15 protein-coding genes are annotated in these 16,797 nt (G+C 70.7%); 9 read left to right on the top strand and 6 right to left on the bottom strand.

Annotation, left to right across the window (positions count from 1 at the left end):
- The first annotated feature begins 84 nt into the window (after positions 1–84).
- Positions 85–690 (top strand): 3-isopropylmalate dehydratase small subunit, encoded by a 606-nt coding sequence (gene leuD / locus HNR01_RS01030; protein WP_017482787.1) that lies wholly within the window; start codon positions 85–87, stop codon positions 688–690.
- Here leuD and HNR01_RS01025 read toward each other — a convergent pair.
- The gene (locus tag HNR01_RS01025; RefSeq protein WP_017482786.1) at positions 672–1,319 is read right to left on the bottom strand and encodes a pyroglutamyl-peptidase I; all 648 of its coding nucleotides are present in this window, start codon (positions 1,317–1,319) and stop codon (positions 672–674) included. The two genes, leuD and HNR01_RS01025, sit on opposite strands and share 19 nt — an antisense overlap.
- Positions 1,316–2,305, bottom strand: a complete 990-nt coding sequence (gene meaB, locus HNR01_RS01020; RefSeq protein ID WP_017482785.1) for a methylmalonyl Co-A mutase-associated GTPase MeaB — start codon at positions 2,303–2,305, stop codon at positions 1,316–1,318. Before meaB ends, HNR01_RS01025 begins: the two co-directional genes overlap by 4 nt.
- A gap of 146 nt (positions 2,306–2,451) precedes the next feature.
- Between meaB and HNR01_RS01015 the strand changes: the two genes are divergently transcribed.
- Entirely contained in the window at positions 2,452–3,486 is a 1,035-nt protein-coding gene (locus HNR01_RS01015; protein WP_017482784.1) for an alpha/beta hydrolase, read from the top strand.
- Positions 3,487–3,624: 138 nt separating this feature from the next.
- On the top strand, positions 3,625–3,972 hold the full coding sequence (locus tag HNR01_RS01010; RefSeq protein WP_017482783.1) for a hypothetical protein: 348 nt from the start codon (positions 3,625–3,627) through the stop codon (positions 3,970–3,972).
- A gap of 110 nt (positions 3,973–4,082) precedes the next feature.
- Here the strand turns inward: HNR01_RS01010 and HNR01_RS01005 are convergent, their stop codons facing one another.
- Together HNR01_RS01005 and HNR01_RS01000 are read right to left on the bottom strand one after the other, a co-directional pair.
- On the bottom strand, positions 4,083–5,963 hold the full coding sequence (locus HNR01_RS01005; protein WP_183666081.1) for a S9 family peptidase: 1,881 nt from the start codon (positions 5,961–5,963) through the stop codon (positions 4,083–4,085).
- A 71-nt stretch (positions 5,964–6,034) separates the two neighbouring features.
- Positions 6,035–6,955 (bottom strand): L,D-transpeptidase, encoded by a 921-nt coding sequence (locus HNR01_RS01000; RefSeq protein ID WP_153875366.1) that lies wholly within the window; start codon positions 6,953–6,955, stop codon positions 6,035–6,037.
- A gap of 341 nt (positions 6,956–7,296) precedes the next feature.
- Between HNR01_RS01000 and HNR01_RS00995 the strand changes: the two genes are divergently transcribed.
- The 4 genes from HNR01_RS00995 (at position 7,297) to HNR01_RS00980 (ending at position 14,230) form a co-directional block, all read left to right on the top strand.
- Positions 7,297–7,569, top strand: a complete 273-nt coding sequence (locus tag HNR01_RS00995; protein ID WP_096483339.1) for a hypothetical protein — start codon at positions 7,297–7,299, stop codon at positions 7,567–7,569.
- Positions 7,570–7,700: 131 nt separating this feature from the next.
- Positions 7,701–8,948: an exonuclease SbcCD subunit D gene (locus HNR01_RS00990; RefSeq protein WP_183666079.1), complete on the top strand. Its 1,248-nt coding sequence runs from the start codon at positions 7,701–7,703 to the stop codon at positions 8,946–8,948.
- A gap of 10 nt (positions 8,949–8,958) precedes the next feature.
- Complete coding sequence (locus tag HNR01_RS00985; RefSeq protein ID WP_183666077.1) at positions 8,959–12,705, top strand: AAA family ATPase; 3,747 nt, start codon at positions 8,959–8,961, stop codon at positions 12,703–12,705.
- Positions 12,706–12,970: 265 nt separating this feature from the next.
- Positions 12,971–14,230, top strand: coding sequence for an MFS transporter (locus HNR01_RS00980; protein WP_183666075.1), 1,260 nt, complete (start codon positions 12,971–12,973; stop codon positions 14,228–14,230).
- Between the two features lie 91 nt (positions 14,231–14,321).
- On the opposite strand, the gene HNR01_RS00975 is transcribed toward HNR01_RS00980, so the two are convergent.
- Both HNR01_RS00975 and HNR01_RS00970 read right to left on the bottom strand, forming a co-directional pair.
- Positions 14,322–15,089, bottom strand: coding sequence for a ComF family protein (locus HNR01_RS00975; protein WP_183666073.1), 768 nt, complete (start codon positions 15,087–15,089; stop codon positions 14,322–14,324).
- A gap of 29 nt (positions 15,090–15,118) precedes the next feature.
- Entirely contained in the window at positions 15,119–15,346 is a 228-nt protein-coding gene (locus tag HNR01_RS00970; protein WP_017482776.1) for a hypothetical protein, read from the bottom strand.
- 196 nt (positions 15,347–15,542) lie between these two features.
- Here HNR01_RS00970 and HNR01_RS00965 point away from each other — a divergent pair, with 196 nt between their 5' ends.
- Both HNR01_RS00965 and HNR01_RS00960 read left to right on the top strand, forming a co-directional pair.
- Positions 15,543–16,436 (top strand): methyltransferase domain-containing protein, encoded by an 894-nt coding sequence (locus HNR01_RS00965; protein WP_183666071.1) that lies wholly within the window; start codon positions 15,543–15,545, stop codon positions 16,434–16,436.
- Entirely contained in the window at positions 16,433–16,789 is a 357-nt protein-coding gene (locus HNR01_RS00960) for a DUF427 domain-containing protein (RefSeq protein WP_153875360.1), read from the top strand. The genes HNR01_RS00965 and HNR01_RS00960 overlap by 4 nt, the downstream gene beginning before the upstream one ends.
- The last annotated feature ends 8 nt before the right edge of the window (positions 16,790–16,797 follow it).

Genomic DNA, 16,797 nt, shown 5'->3' with positions numbered 1-16,797 from the left:
GGCAGGACGATTCGACTGCTAGATACCGGCAGACCGAGGCCGGCGATCTGTACCCGGCCTCCGACGACGATTTCGAGAAGACCGATGGAAAAGTTCACGACCCTGGAGGGCGTCGCCGCGCCCATGCGGATCATCAACATCGATACCGACCGCATCATCCCCAAGCAGTATCTCAAGACGATCAAGCGCACCGGGCTCGGCGAGGGTCTGTTCTCGGAGATGCGCTACAACGACGACGGCTCGGAGAACCCGGATTTCGTTCTCAACCAGCCGGCCTACCGCAACGCCAAAATCCTCGTCGTCGGCGACAATTTCGGATGCGGCTCCTCGCGCGAGCACGCCCCCTGGGCGCTGGCGGATTTCGGCATCCGCTGCGTGATCTCGACGAGCTTCGCCGACATCTTCTTCAACAACTGCGCCAAAAACGGAATCCTGGCGATCGTGGTCTCGCCGGACGAACTGGAGAAGCTGTTCGAGGATGCCGAGCGCGGGGCCAACGCGACGCTGACGATCGATCTCGCGGCGCAGACCATCAAGGGGCCGGACGGAGGCACCCTGCATTTCGAGATCGACGAGGGCCGCAAGCACAACCTGCTCAACGGCCTCGACGAGATCGGCCTGACCTTGGAGCAGAAGGCTCCGGCGATCGATGCCTACGAGGCGAAGCTGGCTCAGCGCGAATGGGCTTGAGAGGCCGCTGACGGTCGCGCCCTGCTCCGCAGGGCGAGCACCCGCGCCGCCTCGGCGAAAGCCTCTGCCCAACGATCGAGCTCGGGACGGCGGCGCCCTCCCCCGGCCTGCGGCCGCCGCGTGCGCGGCGGCAGCGGAATATGCAGGAACACCGCCGGGCAGCCCAGCGCCAAGACGCGGTAGTAGGAGGCGTTGCACAGGTAGCGCCCGGCATCGCGCGAGGCCGCGGCCTCGAGCCCGGCCCGCTTCAGCGCGATCCTGACCGGGAGCGAGGCCGGGCTGGGTCGCTGCGCCGGCCCTTCCGACTCGAAGGCGAGGGTTCGGGCGACACTTCCTTCCGTATCGGGGAACAGGCGGCTGACCCGGTTCACCGCGCGGGTCTCGACGCAGACGCGACGGCGCCGCGCGGCGACACCGAGCATCAGAACCGCGCTCGGACTCGTCGCCAGGACCGGGGCGAGCTGCGTTTCGAGGGCGCTATAGCGCGTGTCGAGCACGAGGCAGTCCGGCGCCTGCCCGAGGATGCGGCGTAGATGCGGTGACGCCGCCAGCCGCCGCGCAAGGCGCCCGCTCGGGTTGTCGGGCACGGTCGGGAACGGACCGAACCCCGTGATGAGCAGGCGGCTCACAGACCGATCAACGTCGCAATCGCGTCCGCGCCGGCGGCGGGCGAGTGCTCGCCGGCCGCCACCGCCCGCTCGGCATCGGCCGTCGCCTGGCGCACCTCGGCGCTGCCGACGAGGCGCTGGTGCAACCGTTCGTGGACCAGCGCCCACATCCACTTGACGTCCTGCTCGCGCCGCTTCTTGGCGATCTCGCCGGTCGCCGTGAGCTTGCCGCGGTGGTCCTCGATGCGAGACCACAGGGCGTCGAGCCCCTTGCCGTGTAGGCCGGATATCGTGACGACCGGCGGCGTCCAAGTGGCGGAGGGCGGCGTCAGGATGTGGAGCGCGGCACGGTACTCGGAGGCGGCGGCATTGGCGCGGCGCTCGCCCTCACCGTCATCGGCCTTGTTGACCGCGATCATGTCGGCGAGTTCGAGGATGCCCTTCTTGATGCCCTGGAGCTCGTCGCCCGCGCCCGGCAGCATCAGCACGAGGAAGAAGTCGGTGAGGTCCGCGACCGCCGTCTCGGACTGGCCGACGCCGACCGTTTCGACGAGGATCACGTCGAAGCCGGCCGCCTCGCACAGGAGCATCGTCTCACGGGTCTTGGCCGCGACACCGCCCAGCGTGCCCGAGGAGGGCGAGGGCCGGATGAAGGCGTTGCGATCGATGGCGAGCCGCGCCATCCGCGTCTTGTCGCCGAGGATCGAGCCGCCGGTGCGGGTCGAGGACGGATCGACCGCCAGCACCGCCACCTTGTGCCCGGCCTCCGTCAGCAGTGAGCCGAGGGCGTCGATGGTGGTCGATTTGCCGACCCCGGGCACGCCGGTGATGCCGACGCGGATCGCCCGCCCGGTCTGCGGCAGCACCGCGTCGATCAGGTCGCGTGCCGCGGCCCGGTGATCGGCCCGGCGCGATTCGGCAAGGGTGATCGCGCGCGCGAGCGCCGCCCGGTCGCCGGCCAGAAGCCGCTCGCGGATGTGATCCATGTCGGGAAGGGTCGCGCTCATCGCTCCTTCATGCCGGGGCAGCGGGCGGGCGTCGAGTACTCAAAATCCCAATCGTGCCCCGCCACGGTCAAGATCGTGCGCGAGGAAGGAGCGCCCGGCACCGGCCTGCCACCGGAACGGGTTTTTTCGGGGATCCGAAACCGGTCATGCAGCCCTCCGACGCGACTCGCCGCTCCCTCCTCCGCCTGTTGGGCATCGCTGGAGTGGCCGGCCTTTCTCCCGCCCTGTCGGCCTGCGTCATGGACGGCCTCGCTACCGGTACCGTCGGCGAGACGCAGTCGGCGCTCGACGTGAGCCCGGTGCTCCTCGTGGCCACGACCCGCCGTCCGGCCTCCGGCACCCCGCCCAAGGCACCGTTCTTCGGCTCCGAGCGCGGGCGGGGCCTGAGCTTCGCCGAGGCGCGCATGTCCGCTCCGGACCGCTCGCTGATCGGCAAGGTCTCGGCGGTGGTGGGTGGCGACTGGGGCGTCCGCTCCGTCGGTGAGGTCACGACCGGCCCCGGCGCCGCGGCCGCCTTCGCGCAGTCGGCCTTCGGCCGCGACGTGCTGATCTACGTCCACGGCTACCGCGAGAGCTTCGAATCGGCCGCTGTCAGCGCCGCCCGCCTCTCCGACGGGATCCGCTTCAACGGCGCCTCGGCGCTGTTCACCTGGCCCTCGGCCGCGGCGACCTTCGATTATGGCTACGACCGCGAGAGCGCCCTGTGGTCCCGCGACGCCTTCGAGGACCTGCTGAAGACGGTGGCGACCACACCGAGCGGCGGGCGCATCCATATCGTCGCCCATTCCATGGGAACGCTCCTCACCCTGGAGACCCTGCGCATGCTGCGGGTCGAAGCCGGCGAGGCGGCGGTCGCGCGGATCGGCGCTGTGGTGCTCGCCGCGCCCGACATCGACATCGATCTGTTCGCCAACGGTGTCGAGCGGCTGGGGCCCGACGCCAAGCGGATCACGGTCATCTCGGCCACCAACGACCGGGCGCTCGAGCTGTCGGGGGCCATCGCCGGCGGCGTCGTCCGCGCGGGCGCCGCCGACCGGGAGCGCTTGGAGGCGCTCGGCGTGCGCGTGGCCGACGCCTCGGATTACGGTGGCGGCCTCTTCAACCACGACCTGTTCCTGTCGAACCGCGAGGTGCAGGCGGTCGTGAAGCGCGCCATCGCCCGGGGAAGCAGCGGCGCGTGATGGCGCGCTGACACCCATCGACGAATCCGGTCCCGGCGTCCTACAAGCGCCGCCGAACCCGGCCAGTCCGGTCCGGGTTTTCCGCGTAGCGCCGCCCACCGGCCCGCGGCTCTCTCCCCTCCTTCGAGGACGCTCCCGATGTTCACGCTCGAGATTGACGGCACGGCGATCGCGGTCATCAACGGCGACGAGGCGACCGCCCGCGACCTGTTCACCTGCGACGGTTTCAAGGAGGATATCCGGACCATGACGACCGCCGGCCGTCCGATCTGGAACGGCACCTCGGCGCTCACGGTGCGCAAGGCCACCGAGGACGAGATTGAGGAGTTCGAGGACGCGCTCGCGGCCGATGACGGCGAGGGCGATTTCGAGCCCGACGAGCATCACGCCGCCGAGGGCACCGGCTCCGACGACGAGGAAGAAGCCGACATCGTGTTCCTGGTGGATATCGACGACGAGGACGAGGATCAGCCCCTCGACGCGTGAGGCCGGCCCCGTCGGCTGTGACGCCGACGGGCTGACACCGCATCCCTTCGATCCGGTCGAGCCCTGCGGGCCGGCCGCACGGTGTCCGCTCTGATCGAGCGGACACCGTTTCAGCCCTCTCGCACCACCTGCATCGACGTCCCCGCCGATTCTGCCTCGCGGATCGGCTCGCAGCGTCCGCCGAGATGGCGGGCCAGGAAGTCCTCGGCACGGGCGAAGAAGGCGAGCCGGTTGGCCGGGCGCACGAGGCCGTGGCCCTCGTCCGGGAACAGCAGGTAGGTCACCGGGATGCCGCCCCGCTCCATCGCGGCGACCATCTGGTCGGACTCGGCCTGTTTCACCCGCGGATCGTTGGCACCCTGAACGATCAGCAGCGGCGCCTTGATGCGATCGGCGAAGTAGACCGGAGAGCGCTCGCGGATCAGCGCCATGCCCTCCTCGGTGTCCGGATCGCCGATGGCACGGTGGAGCTGCGTCCGCATCGCTTCCCAGTAGGGCGGGATCGTTCGAACCAGCGTTTCGAGATTGGACGGGCCGACGAGGTCGATGCCGCAGGCATAGGCGTCCGGGTTGCGCGTCAGGGCCATCAGCGTGGCGTAGCCGCCGTAGCTCCCGCCCATGATCGCGACGCGTGCCGGGTCGGCCGCGCCCTCGGCCACCGCCCAGGCGACGGCGTCGCTGAGGTCGTCGTCCATCCGCCTTCCCCATTCGCGGTCGCCCGCGTTGACGAAGGACTTCCCGAAACCGATGGAAGAGCGGAAGTTGACGCTGAGCGCGGAATAGCCCCGGTTGGCCAGCCACTGGTGGATCGCGTCGAAGCCGAAGCTGTCGCGTCCCCACGGCCCGCCATGGACGAGGAGCACCATGGGGCCGGGCCCCTCGGCGCCAAGCGGGCGACTCAGATACGAGACGAGGTCGAGGCCGTCGCGGGAACGGATGATCGCCGGGCTCATCGGAACCAGAGGCGCGCCGACGAGCTCGGGCCGCGCGCTGCCGAGGGAGCGTAGCGTCTTCGCCCTTCGGTCGTAGATCGCAGCCTCCCCGACACGGGTGTCGGAGCGGGCGACGACGATCCAAAGGGAATCGTCCTCGGTTCGGCTCGCCGGATACCAGTCGCCGAGCCCCTGGGTTTCGAGAAAGGCGAAGTCGTCGGCGAAGCGCGGATCGAGAACGTGCCAGGACTTCCGGGCGTGCGTGACCGAATAGGCCACGGGCTCGTGCGTCTCGGCATCCTGCAGCACGGCGCCGATATCCGCCTCCTCGTGCGCGGCGAGCACGCGGGTCTCGCCGGTGGCGAGATCGATACGGGTGAGCGCCGCGGTGTCGCGCCCGCGGCTGTCGCGGCAGAACAGGGCGGTGCCGGCGGCGTCAAGGTTTTCCGCACCGGAGACCCGCGCATCCTCGGGCGGGAAGGTGAGCCAGGGTTTCCAGTCCGCGCCGTCGGGCGCGAGCAGCTCGCTCGAACCATCCGGAAGATTGCGGAAGGCGAAGCGCACGGCGTAGCGCTCATCGATGAGAAAGCCGAGGAAGCCTGGATTCTCGGCAACCAGACTGCGCTCGCCGGTAGCGAGATCGATACTGTGCAGGTCGTGGAAGCGCGGGTCGCGGTCGTTGATCGCCACCAGCACGCGATCGCGCACGATGCGGCTGAGGCCGACGATCGCCGCGGCGATGCCGGGGATCGGCGTCAGGTCGCGCCGTTCGCCCGTGTCGAGATCGACGGCGTAGAGGTGGTGGTTCTCGTCTCCGTCCGCATCCTGGACGTAGAGCAGGTGCCGCCCGTCATAGGCGAAGGCATAGGCGTCGATGCCGCGCCGCCGGTCGGTGGTGACGGGTGCGGCGGCGTCGCGATGGTCGATCGGCGCCGACCAGATGTTGAGCACGCCCTCGTGGGGCGCCACCCAGCCGAGGCGGCGCCCGTCCGGGCTGATCTGATGGCCGTAGCGCGTGGGGTTGCCGAACAGATGCTCGCGCGGGATCAGATCGACCATGGCGTCTCCTCGAAGTCCGGCGCCCGCCCGAGATGGCGGGACGCTCGGCTCTCGAGGAAACTATCGCGGGATCAGCCGAGCACCACCACCTTGGCGCCGACCTCGACGCGGTTGAACAGGTCGATGGCGTCCTGATTGATCATGCGGATGCAGCCCGACGACACGCTCTTGCCGATCGAGTGCGGCTCCAGCGTTCCGTGGATGCGGAACAGCGTGTCCTTGTTGTTCTGCCAGAGATACATGGCCCGCGCACCGAGCGGGTTGCGGCTGCCGCCGGGGACGCCGAGACCGCTCTGCAGCTTGTCGACCTCGCGGGCGAGATCCGGCCGGCGGGCGATCATCTCCTTGGGCGGATACCAGTCCGGCCAAGCCTGCTTCGAGTTGATGGTCGCGGTGCCCGACCAAGAGAAGCCCTGCTTGCCCACCCCGACGCCGTAGCGCCGCGCCCGGCCGTTCGGCAGGACGAGGTAGAGGAAGTGCGCCTTGGGATCGACCACGATCGTGCCCGGCGGCTCGTTCGTGCGGAAATCGACCTCCTGGCGCAGGTAGATCGGGTTGAACTTCTTGTAGGCGATCGCCTGGACCGGGAACGGCTCGTTGGCGATCGCCGCGTAGGCGCGCGTGTAATCGATCGGGCCGTTGTCGGGCTCCTGCGGCGGCACCGGGTAGCCGGCCTGCTGCTGCCGCGGCGTCTGGTTCGGCGCTTCCGCCGCAGCTGGCGGCTCGCCGTAACGCTCGGCCCGACGGCGGGCATAAGACTCGGCGTCGAGATCCGTCTGGGTATCGGGCACCGGTCTCCCGTTGCTGACGCGGCCGTTATAGGGAACGTACTGGCCACCGCGGCGGCGGAAGAGGTTGCCGTTGCTGTCCTGGTACAGGCGGTCGTCGTCGAAACCGTCGAAGGTTTGGGCGAGGACGTGCGCCGGCAGGATCGCGAGCCCAAGGCTTGTCGCGGCTCCGAATAGAAGCTTACGGCGGTTCTGAAGTGACATGGATCGCTCGATCGAATGGGCCGGGCCGAGAAACGTCTCCGGATTACGGAAGAACGGTCACGATCATCCGGGCCGGCTGAACTGCCCCGCTTGTTCCCTAGCAAGGAAGGACACGGGCGTCAGGGCCGGACGCGACCGTCACGGCTCCTGCACTGCCAAGTGCGCGAACATTGTGTCCGAAAGGTTACACGCAGGGCCGCCATGCGCCCGGCGGCCGGCTTTAACGATTTCGCAAAAAATGTGCGGATTGCGGGGCAAATTGTGGCGAACGGCGATTGCATTGGCCGGGCGCCACCCTAGATCAAGCGTGACCGTATGGCCCCGACCACGGACTCCTTCCCTTGCGCGCCTCGCTCCTCCGCTTCTCGCTTGGATTGCTCTGCCTCGGCCTGATGCTTCCCGGTGAGGCCATGGCTGCCCGCAAAGCGGCCCCGCAGCGCCCGGCCAAAACGATCGTGAAGACAAAAGTCGCGCAGACGGAAACGAAGGCGCCGCCCGCCGCGCCGCAAACGGCCTGGACCGCGGCCGAATCGGCCAATTGCGGTCGCGTGCGGCGCAAGCTCTGGCAGGCCGACGAGGGCTGGATCGTCAAGACGGTCACCGTCTGCCACTGAGGCCGCGGTCCGCGAGCCACAGGAGATCCCGGCCCGCTGCCGGGATACACTCGAAGCCGGCGACACAACCCGCTACAAGCCGCCTGACGGCGGCGGCGGTCGCTGCCCGGTCTCGGTAAGTGGCGTCCTCAGTGATCCGCGTTCTCCATACGGGCGATTGGCATATCGGCCAGACCCTGCGCGGCTTCTCCCGCGAGCGCGAGCACGACGCCGTGTTCGGCGGCCTCGAGAGCATCGTGGTGGAGCGCGAGGTCGATGCCCTCGTCGTGGCGGGCGACGTGTTCGATAGCCAGAACCCGTCGGGGGAATCGCAGGCACGCTTCTACGCGCTAATGGCGCGCCTCCACGCGGCGCGGCCGGAGATGACCATCGTCATCACCGCGGGCAACCACGATGCCGCCGGACGCCTGGAAGCGCCGCGCCCGCTGCTCGAAGCCATCGGCGTCCACGTCGTCGGCAATGTCCGCCGCCGCGACGGCGCCATCGACCTTGAACGCCACCTCGTGCCGATCCGGTCGGCCGGCGGCGCGGTGGCGGCACAGGTGCTCGCCGTCTCCTACCCCACCGCCGCCTGCCTGCCGCCGCTCTCTTCCTTCGGCAGCGAGCGGCGCATCGGCGAGACCTCGCCGATCGTGCGGGCGGTGCGCGACCTTTACGGGCAACTCTTCGAGGCGGCCCGGCCCCGGCTCGCCGGCCTGCCGCTCCTCGTCACCGGTCATCTCCACGTCGCCGGCGGCCTCGAATCGGAGGGCGCGGAGCGACGCATTCTGGTGGGCGGCGATCACGCGGTGCCGGCCGACGTGTTCCCGGAGGAGGCGCGCTACGTGGCACTCGGCCATCTCCATCGGGCGCAGGGCCTGGGCGGCGGGCAGGTACGGTATTGCGGCTCGCTGATCCCGCTCTCGGCCGCCGAGCAGCCCTATCGCCACGGCGTCACCCTGGTGACTCTCGGCACGGGCGCAGCGGAGATTGAGCATATCGCGATCCCCCGTCCGGTCCCCTTCCTGCGCCTGCCGGCCTCCGGCGACATGCCCCTCGCCGATCTCGGCGACCATCTCGCCGCGCTTGCGCTCGACCCCGACCTGCCGATGGAGGCGCGGCCCTATATCCAGGTGCGGCTCTCGCGCGAGGGCCTGGTTCCCGGCTACCGGGCCGAGGTAGACCGTATCGCCGAGAGCTTCCCGGTGCGCGTGGTCGATGTGCGGGTCACGGTTCCGCCGCGGGCCGCGATCGAGATCGCGGAATCCGAGGCGCCACCGCCGCGTCTGTCGGAGCGCGATCCGGAGGAGCTGTTCCGCCTCGCCTACCGCGCGAAGTGGGACGAGGAGCCCGAGCCCGCCCATCTCGACGTCTTCCACCGCGCGCGGGCGGAAGTCTGAGCCGCCCGCCATGCGCATCCTCGCGATCCGCGGCGAGAACCTCGCGAGCCTTGCCGCGCCCTTCGCCGTCGATCTCGCCTCCGAACCGCTCGGCGCCACCGGCCTGTTCGCCATCACCGGCGAGACCGGCGCAGGCAAGTCCACCATCCTCGACGCGCTCTGCCTCGCGCTGTACGGCCGCTATCCCCGCGTCGCGGTGACCCGCCGCGAGGACGCGCCTGATCCGGGCGGCGAATCGCTCAGCGCCAGCGACGGACGTGCGATCCTGCGCCGGGGCGCCGGATCCGGCTTTGCCGAGGTCGATTTCATCGGCCGGGACGGCATCGCCTACCGTGTGGGCTGGGAGGCCTATCGTGCCCGGAACAAGCCCACCGGCAAGATTCAGGCCGAGCGGCGGCGGCTGCATCGGCTCGATGACGGCAGCGCGGTTGCCGCGGGCAAGACGCAGGTGCTCGACAAGGTGGTCGCCCTGACCGACCTGACCTTCGACCAGTTCCGCCGCACGGTGCTGCTGGCGCAGGGCGAGTTCGATGCCTTCCTCCTCGCGGCGGAGGGCGAGCGGGCCGAGCTGCTGGAGAAGATCACCGGCACCGTGATCTATTCGGAGATCTCGAAGCGGGTCCATCTCGGCTACGAGGAGCATCGTCGCGCGGTCGAGGCGCTGGAGGTTCGCCAGGGCGAGATCGGCCTGCTCGACGCCGCCGGCGTGCAGGCGCGCGAGGCCGAGCGCGCGGAGCGCCTCGCCGAGGTGGCGGCGTGGCGGGCAGCGCAGGCGGCGGTGGAGCGCACCCTCGAAGCCGCGCGCCGCATCGAGGCCGCCCGCTCGGCGCTCGCGCGGGCCAAGGAGCGTGCCGCCGCGGCGCGGGCGGCGTCGGAAGCAGCGGCCCCCGACCGAATGCGGTCGGCCGAACTCGAGGCGGTCGAGCCGCTCCGCGGACGCGCGGAGGCCCTCGAAGAAGCCGTCCGCGAGCGGGTGGCGGTGCAGGCTCACGTCCAGACCGTCGCAGCCCGTGTCGCGGAAGCGCGCGCGGGCGCCGAGACGGCCGAGGCGCAACGGACGGAAGCGAGTGCGGCGGACGAGGCGGCGGAGGCCGTGTTCAAGAGCTTCGGGCCTCTCTGGGATCAGGCCGCGAAGCTCGATGAAGCGATCGCCCATGCAGAGCGTGAGGCAGAGGGCGCCGCGCAGGCGGCCGTCCGCTCGGCCGAGGCCGCCGAAGCAACGGGCGCCGCGCTCGCCGCGCTCGACCGGCGCCTCGCCGAGGCTCGGCACGCGCGCGACGCTGCGGCGGGCCGCCTCGCCGCCGACCAATCCCATGGCATCCTGGCCGAGCGCGGCGAGGACTTCGCCCGCCGCATCCGCGAGCGCGCGCGGCTGCGCGGGCAAGCGGAGATGGCGGCGCAGGAGGCCGCCGCGCGCCGGGCCGAGATCGCCGCTTGCGATGGGGAGGCCGAGAATGGCGCCGCTCGCCTCGCCGCGCTGCGCGCTCGCCGCGAGGCTCTGGCCGCCACCCGTACTGCGCGGGAGGCGGCGCTCGATGCCCTCGCCGAGCCCGCCGTGCAGACCCGCGCCATCGCCCTCGAAGGATTGCTGGACGCATTGCGCGACGCCTACGCCTTGGCGCAGCGCCACGGGACGGCGCTCGCAGACCGGGCGGCCGCCTCTGAAGTGGAGACGGAGGCCGGCGCAGCGTTCGCCGAAGCCGCCGCCCGCTTCGCAGCGGAAGAGCGAGCCCTGCAGGAGGCCGGAATTCGGCGGGCCGAGATCGCACCGCTCGCCGAGTTGGCGCAGGAAAGCGCGTCGCGCGAGGCGGCGCGGCTGCGCAGCCTGCTCGTGGAGGGAGTGCCCTGCCCCGTCTGCGGCGGCCTCGATCATCCGCATGCCCACGGATCCGATGACGCACTCGGACGTCTGGCCGAGGAGTTGCGCACGCGCCGTGCCGAGCTCGACGCCCAAATCTCCGCGTACCAGACGGCGCGCGACCGGGCCCGGGGCGATGCCGCGGCGGCGGAGGGGCGCCACGACGACGCGCAGGAGCGAGGGGCCGCTGCAGCCGAAGCGGCGGCCTCCACCGCCGCCCGCTACCGCGCCGGTCTTCCCGTTCTGATGACCGCACTCGATGCGTCGGGGCTCGCCGTCACCCCGCCGCCGGAGCCGGATCTGTCCCGGCTCGGCGAGGCCGGCGCCGCCGCGCGCGCCGAGCGCGACGCAAGCCAGCGAACCCTCGCGGCGGCACGGGCACTGCGCGGCGAGATCGACGAGTTGATCCGCGACCGCGACACCCTCGACGTACAGATCGAGACGCAGACCCGCGGTCTCGACGCGCTCGCGCATCGCCGGGCTGAGGCAACCCTCGCGGCCGAACGGGCGGAAGGTCACAACGCCTCCCTCCTGCAGCGGATGATGGACTTGGCCGCAGAGATGGGACCGGCGCTCACTGCCGCCGATCTCAGCCCGTCCGATCTTGACCGTGCGCCGGAGGCCTGCCTCGACCGGATCCTCGCGCTCGGGCGGGACTACGCGGCCCTGCGGACGCAGCATGCCAGTCTCGATGCGCAGTGTGTGGCCCTGTCGCCGGAGCGGGCGGCGGCCGCCGCCCTGAGCGATACCGAGGCGCGGTCGGCCGCGAAGGCCCGGACGGAGGCGGCGGAGCGGCAAGCGCGTCTCATCGAGGCGCGTACAGCCAGGGCCGGCCTGCTCGGGGGCGAGGCGACCGGTCCGCACCGCACGCGGCTCAACAACGAGCGCCGCGCGGCGCGCGAAACACTCCAGGCCGCCCAGGCCGCCAGTGCCGAAGCCGCCCGCGCGCTCACCGGCGCCGTCACCGAAGCCGCGGCCGCCGCCGCGGCCCTGGAGCGGGCAACCGCGCGCCACGAAGCGGCCGAGACCGCCTTCGCGCAGGCCTGCGGCGAGCGCGGGCGCGAGGCCGTGGCCGCCCTGCTCGCCGTCCCGGCCGAGATACGGGCGGCGCTGCGGACCCAGCTCGAGCGGCTCGCCCGCGAGGAGGCCGAAGCAGCCACCGCCCTCGCCACACGCCGCGCCGATGTCGAGACCCTGAGCACCGAGGTCGAGATCGACGTTCCCGCCGCCCAGGCCGAAGCGACGCGGCTTGCCGAAGCCACGGCACAGGCGCAGCAGCGCCTCGGCGCCCTCGACGCGGAGCTGCGACGGGATGAGGCCGCCCGCGCCAAGGCGGCCGATCTCGCGCGGGAGATCGAGGTGGCGAAGACGGAGCTTGCGACCTGGCAGCGGGTCGAGGAAGCGATCGGCTCGGCCGGCGGCGACCGTTTCCGCCGCTTCGCGCAAGGTGTGACGCTCGATCACCTCGTGCATCTCGCCAACGATCAGCTCAAGGGCTTGAGCCCCCGCTACCGCCTCGCCCGCAGTGCGGGCGCCGATCTCGCCCTCCATGTCGTGGACCGCGACATGGGCGACGAGCGCCGTGCGACCCGCAGCCTGTCCGGCGGCGAACGCTTCCTCGTGTCGCTCGCCCTGGCGCTTGCCCTCTCGGGGCTTGAGGGGCGGCAGGCCTTCGTCGACACGCTGTTCATCGACGAGGGCTTCGGCTCGCTCGATGCCGAGACCCTGGACATGGCGGTGGATGCCCTCGAGACGCTTCAGGGCCGCGGCCGCAAGGTCGGCGTCATCACCCACGTGGCGGGGATGATGGAGCGCATCGCCGTGCAAATCCGCGTGGAAAAGCGCGGCTCCGGGCGCAGCGTGGTCCGCGTAGTGGATCGCGGCGCTGCCGTCGTCTGAGGCCGTGCAGCCGCTGCTTCGTTCCTAGGCAGTGCTGCATCCGGCGGCAGCACGAAGCGGCCCGGCGGCTTCCGGATACCGCCGCCCTGGCTGGATCCGAGTTGGCACGCACTCTGCATTGATTCCTTCGCTGCCCCCCTGGGCAGCCGGCGGGGCAACGGCGCCTCGCGCTCGGACGGCGCCGTGTCCGGACACACTCTCCCGCATGAACGGCCCTGCCCGGCTCCGGCCGAGCGGCGCGTCTTCGAGCCCAGCGAGAACGCCGATGGCTTCCTTCAAGACCGTGATGAAGTCGGGGCATCCCCCAACCCTGTTCGCCGCGTTCCTCTACTTCGATTTCTGCTTCGCGATCTGGGTCCTCAACGGCGCCATGGGCCCGTTCATCACCGAGACCTACAAGCTCACCCCCGCCCAGACCGGCTTCATGATCTCGCTGCCGATCCTGGCCGGTGCGATCATGCGGTTCCCGCTCGGTGTGCTGGCCCAGTATATCGGCCGCAAGAACGCGGCCCTGACCGAGATGGGCGTCATCGTGCTGGCGATGGCCTACGGCTTCTTCTTCGTCTCGTCCTACAACGACGTGCTCGCCATGGGCGTGCTGCTCGGCATCGCCGGCGCCTCCTTCGGCGTGGCGCTGTCGCTCGGCTCGGGCTGGTTCCCGCCGGAGCACAAGGGGCTCGCCATGGGCATTGCGGGCGCCGGCAATTCCGGCACCGTGCTTGCCGTGCTGTTCGCGCCGCCGGTGGCCCAGGCCTATGGCTGGCAGGCGGTCTATGGCTTTGCCGGCATCGTCATGATCCTGCCGATCCTCGTGATGATCTTCCTCGCGAAGGAGCCGCCGGACTGCCACGGCCAGACCTTCATGGAGCACGTCTCCTGCCTGTTCACCAAGGACGGCTGGGCCTTCTCGCTGATCTACGTCATCACCTTCGGCGGCTTTATCGGCCTGTCGAACTTCCTGCCGACCTTCTTCTACGAGCAGTTCGCGGTGACGAAGGTCGAGGCCGGGCGCCTGACGATGCTCGCCGCCCTGATGGGATCCGGCATCCGGATCCTCGGCGGCTACTTCGCCGACCGGATGGGCGGCATCTTGGTGCTCTCGCTGGTGCTGCTGGCCGCGATCGGCTCGTTCCTGGCGCTGACCGCGACGCCCTCGCTCGCCGTGACGACGCTGCTGTTCATGCTCTGCTTCGCCGCGCTCGGCGCCGGCAACGGCGCGCTGTTCCAGCTCGTGCCCCTGCGCTGGCCGACCAACACCGCGGTCGCCGGCTCGATGATCGGCGAGGTCGGCGCCCTCGGCGGCGCGATCCTGCCCAACGTGATGGGCTTCTCGAAGCAGTATACCGGCGGCTTCGCCTCGGGCTTCGTCGTCTACGCCGTTTTCACGGCTCTCGTGCTCGGCTGCCTGTTCCTGTGGCAGCGCAAGTGGGTCGGCGCCTGGGTCGGTCCTCGCGGCAAGGTGCTGGACCAGCCGACCGAGGCACAGGTGCAGGCCGCTGGCCGGATGGAGCCCGCCGGCGCCTGAGGCGGACGCCGTATCGACGGGCGGTCGGACCGGGGGCCTTCAGGCCCCCGTTTCCGTTCCGGGCGGTCGTTTGAGGGGCAGTGATGGCCGATCAGACCCCATCGCGCGTCACGGTTGCGAAGGTCAGCAGATCGACGCCCGCGGCGCCGGCACGCAGCAGCACGCGGGCGGCAGCGTTGCCCGTCGCGCCGGTCGTGGTCACATCGTCGATGAGAAGAAGGCGTCGGCCCGCGACCCGTAACCGTCCGGTGTCGGTCACACGGAACGCCCCCTGAAGATTCTCCGCGCGCTGATGGCGCGTCAGACCGACCTGAGACCGGGTCGCCTTCACGCGGGCGAGCGCGCGCAGGTCGTAAGGCTTTCCGCTCCGCCGTCCGATCTCGCGGGCCAGCACGGCCGATTGATTGAAGCGCCGCCGCCAGAGGCGCAGGCCGTGCAGCGGAACCGGTACGACGAGGTCGGCCTCTTCCAGCAATTCGCGCCCGGCGGCGACCATCATGCGGGCCATGGTCCGGCCGAGGTCGAGGCGGTCGTTGAATTTGAGGCGGTGCACGAGGTCGCGCGCCGTCCCGTCGTAGAGCGCGACCGCCCGGGCACGTCCGAAGACCGGCGGCTCGGCGATGGCGGCGGGCGAGATCAGGCTGCCGACCCCGAGATCGAGGGCGAAGGGCGTCCCGAGCCGCTCGCAATAGGGACGCTCGATCAGGCGAAATCCGCTCCAGCAGACGGCGCAGAGGGCGTGGGGTTGTCCGGTGGCCGCCCCACAGGCCACGCAGGTCGGCGGATAGATCAGCCCGACAACGGACGCGGCGAGGCGCCGCAAACCCTGCCGCAGGACAGGAAGTCCGGGGGCCGGCACCGAGAGGCGGTCGCTTCGAGCTTGCGCCGTCAGCGGGCGCTGCCGTCCCGGTCGCCCTGCCGGATCGTCTTGTCCTTCTTGTTCGCCTCATGGCGTCCGATGGCGCATCCCGCCGCCGCACCGACGACGCCGTGTCCGGCCATGTGCCCGGCGATTCCGCCCACAACGGCGCCCTTCAGGCAGCCTTTCGCCTCTGCTGTTCCTGCCAGCGCAACGGCGGCAAGGATCAGAGCGGCGCGGATCAGGATCCGTGTCATCTTCAACCTCTTCGATCGACGTGCAAAAACGGTGACATGACGATTCCGTTCCGGGTCATTTCGCCGCCGAAGCATGGCGCGCATGGACCGGTCGCGGCATTCGCTTCACCCTCGCAGCGGGAGCCTGCCAGGCGCGCGGTCCGGACGGCTCGATTGCCCTGGCCGCGGCGCGCTTTCAGCCCCATCTGCCTCTGTGATGAACGAGTCCCCGCCCCTGTTTGATCCCGCCCTTGTCCGCCGACGTATCGCCCGCGCGCGACGGGCCGGCTATGCCGGCTTCCTCGTGGAGCGGATGATCGAGGATCTGGAGGATCGTCTCGCGGCGGTGACGCGATCCTTCCCCCGTGCCCTTGATCTCGGCACGCCCGTACCGGCACTGTCGCAGCGGTTGCGGGCCAGCGGCCGCGTCGAGCGGATGATTCGCCTCAGCCCGACGGCCGAATCGGACGGCGCGGTGGTCGGCGATCCTGAATTGCTGCCGTTCGGCTCCCGTGCCGGGTTCGATCTGGCCGTTTCCGTGCTCGCGCTCCAACACGTCAATGACTTGCCCGGCGCCCTGCTGCAGCTGCGGCGGGCGCTCAAGCCGGACGGCCTCCTTCTGGCCGGACTCCTCGGCGGCGCGACGCTCACAGAATTACGTCAGGCCTTCCTGCAGGCGGAGAGCGAGACGGAGGGTGGAGTGAGCCCGCGCGTCGCGCCCTTCGCCGAGTTGCGCGACCTCGGCGGCCTGCTGCAGCGGGCCGGATTCGCCCTGCCGGTGGTGGACGCGGAGACGATCACCGTGCGCTACGGCGATCCGTTCTCGCTGATGCGTGACCTGCGCGCCATGGGGCTGACCAATGCCCTCAGCGATCGACGCCGCACGCCGCTGCGGCGAGAAACGCTGATGCGGGCGGCCTCGATCTATGCCGAGCGCTTCTCCGATCCCGACGGACGGCTGCGGGCCACCTTCGAGATCCTGTGGCTGTCCGGTTGGGCGCCCCACGAGAGCCAGCAGAAGCCGCTGCGGCCCGGCAGCGCGAAAACGCGCCTCGCCGACGCCCTCGGAGCTGCGGAGCACCGCCTGCCGATCGACGGAGACGCGTCATGAAGGAACCGGGACCGGCCCATCCGATCACCATCACGCCCCACCCCGGTCCGGTGCGGATCCGGCTCGGAGGGCGAGTCGTCGCGGAGACCCGGCAGGCGCTGGAGCTGCGCGAGGCGGGCTACGGTCCCGTCCTCTACATCCCGCGGAAGGATGTCGGCCCGGGCCTGCTCAACCTGAACCCGCGGCGAAGCTACTGCCCGTACAAGGGGGAGGCCTCCTATTTCGATCTTTCGGCCGACGGCGCGCCGCGCGCAGCGGCGGCGTGGTCCTATGAAAATCCTTATCCGGCGGTGGCTCGCATCCGCGGCCACGTCGCGTTCTACCCGGACCGGGTCGATGCCATCGAGGCATGAAGCGGGGA

It is taken from the genome of Methylorubrum rhodesianum (assembly GCF_014199985.1).
GTDB lineage: Bacteria > Pseudomonadota > Alphaproteobacteria > Rhizobiales > Beijerinckiaceae > Methylobacterium > Methylobacterium rhodesianum.
The sequence above is the reverse complement of the archived record's forward strand: the minus strand, read 5'-3'. Positions and strand labels throughout refer to the sequence as shown.

What these genes read in the sequence shown, in the direction of transcription:
- HNR01_RS01015 (WP_017482784.1), top strand. Translation starts at nt 2,452, where the DNA reads ATGCAGCCCTCCGACGCGACTCGCCGCTCCCTCCTCCGCCTGTTGGGC.
- HNR01_RS00965 (WP_183666071.1), top strand. Translation starts at nt 15,543, where the DNA reads ATGAACGAGTCCCCGCCCCTGTTTGATCCCGCCCTTGTCCGCCGACGT.
- HNR01_RS01005 (WP_183666081.1), bottom strand. Translation starts at nt 5,963, where the DNA reads ATGGTCGATCTGATCCCGCGCGAGCATCTGTTCGGCAACCCCACGCGC.
- HNR01_RS00970 (WP_017482776.1), bottom strand. Translation starts at nt 15,346, where the DNA reads ATGACACGGATCCTGATCCGCGCCGCTCTGATCCTTGCCGCCGTTGCG.
- HNR01_RS01000 (WP_153875366.1), bottom strand. Translation starts at nt 6,955, where the DNA reads ATGTCACTTCAGAACCGCCGTAAGCTTCTATTCGGAGCCGCGACAAGC.
- HNR01_RS00980 (WP_183666075.1), top strand. Translation starts at nt 12,971, where the DNA reads ATGGCTTCCTTCAAGACCGTGATGAAGTCGGGGCATCCCCCAACCCTG.
- HNR01_RS00960 (WP_153875360.1), top strand. Translation starts at nt 16,433, where the DNA reads ATGAAGGAACCGGGACCGGCCCATCCGATCACCATCACGCCCCACCCC.
- HNR01_RS01010 (WP_017482783.1), top strand. Translation starts at nt 3,625, where the DNA reads ATGTTCACGCTCGAGATTGACGGCACGGCGATCGCGGTCATCAACGGC.
- leuD (WP_017482787.1), top strand. Translation starts at nt 85, where the DNA reads ATGGAAAAGTTCACGACCCTGGAGGGCGTCGCCGCGCCCATGCGGATC.
- HNR01_RS00985 (WP_183666077.1), top strand. Translation starts at nt 8,959, where the DNA reads ATGCGCATCCTCGCGATCCGCGGCGAGAACCTCGCGAGCCTTGCCGCG.
- meaB (WP_017482785.1), bottom strand. Translation starts at nt 2,305, where the DNA reads ATGAGCGCGACCCTTCCCGACATGGATCACATCCGCGAGCGGCTTCTG.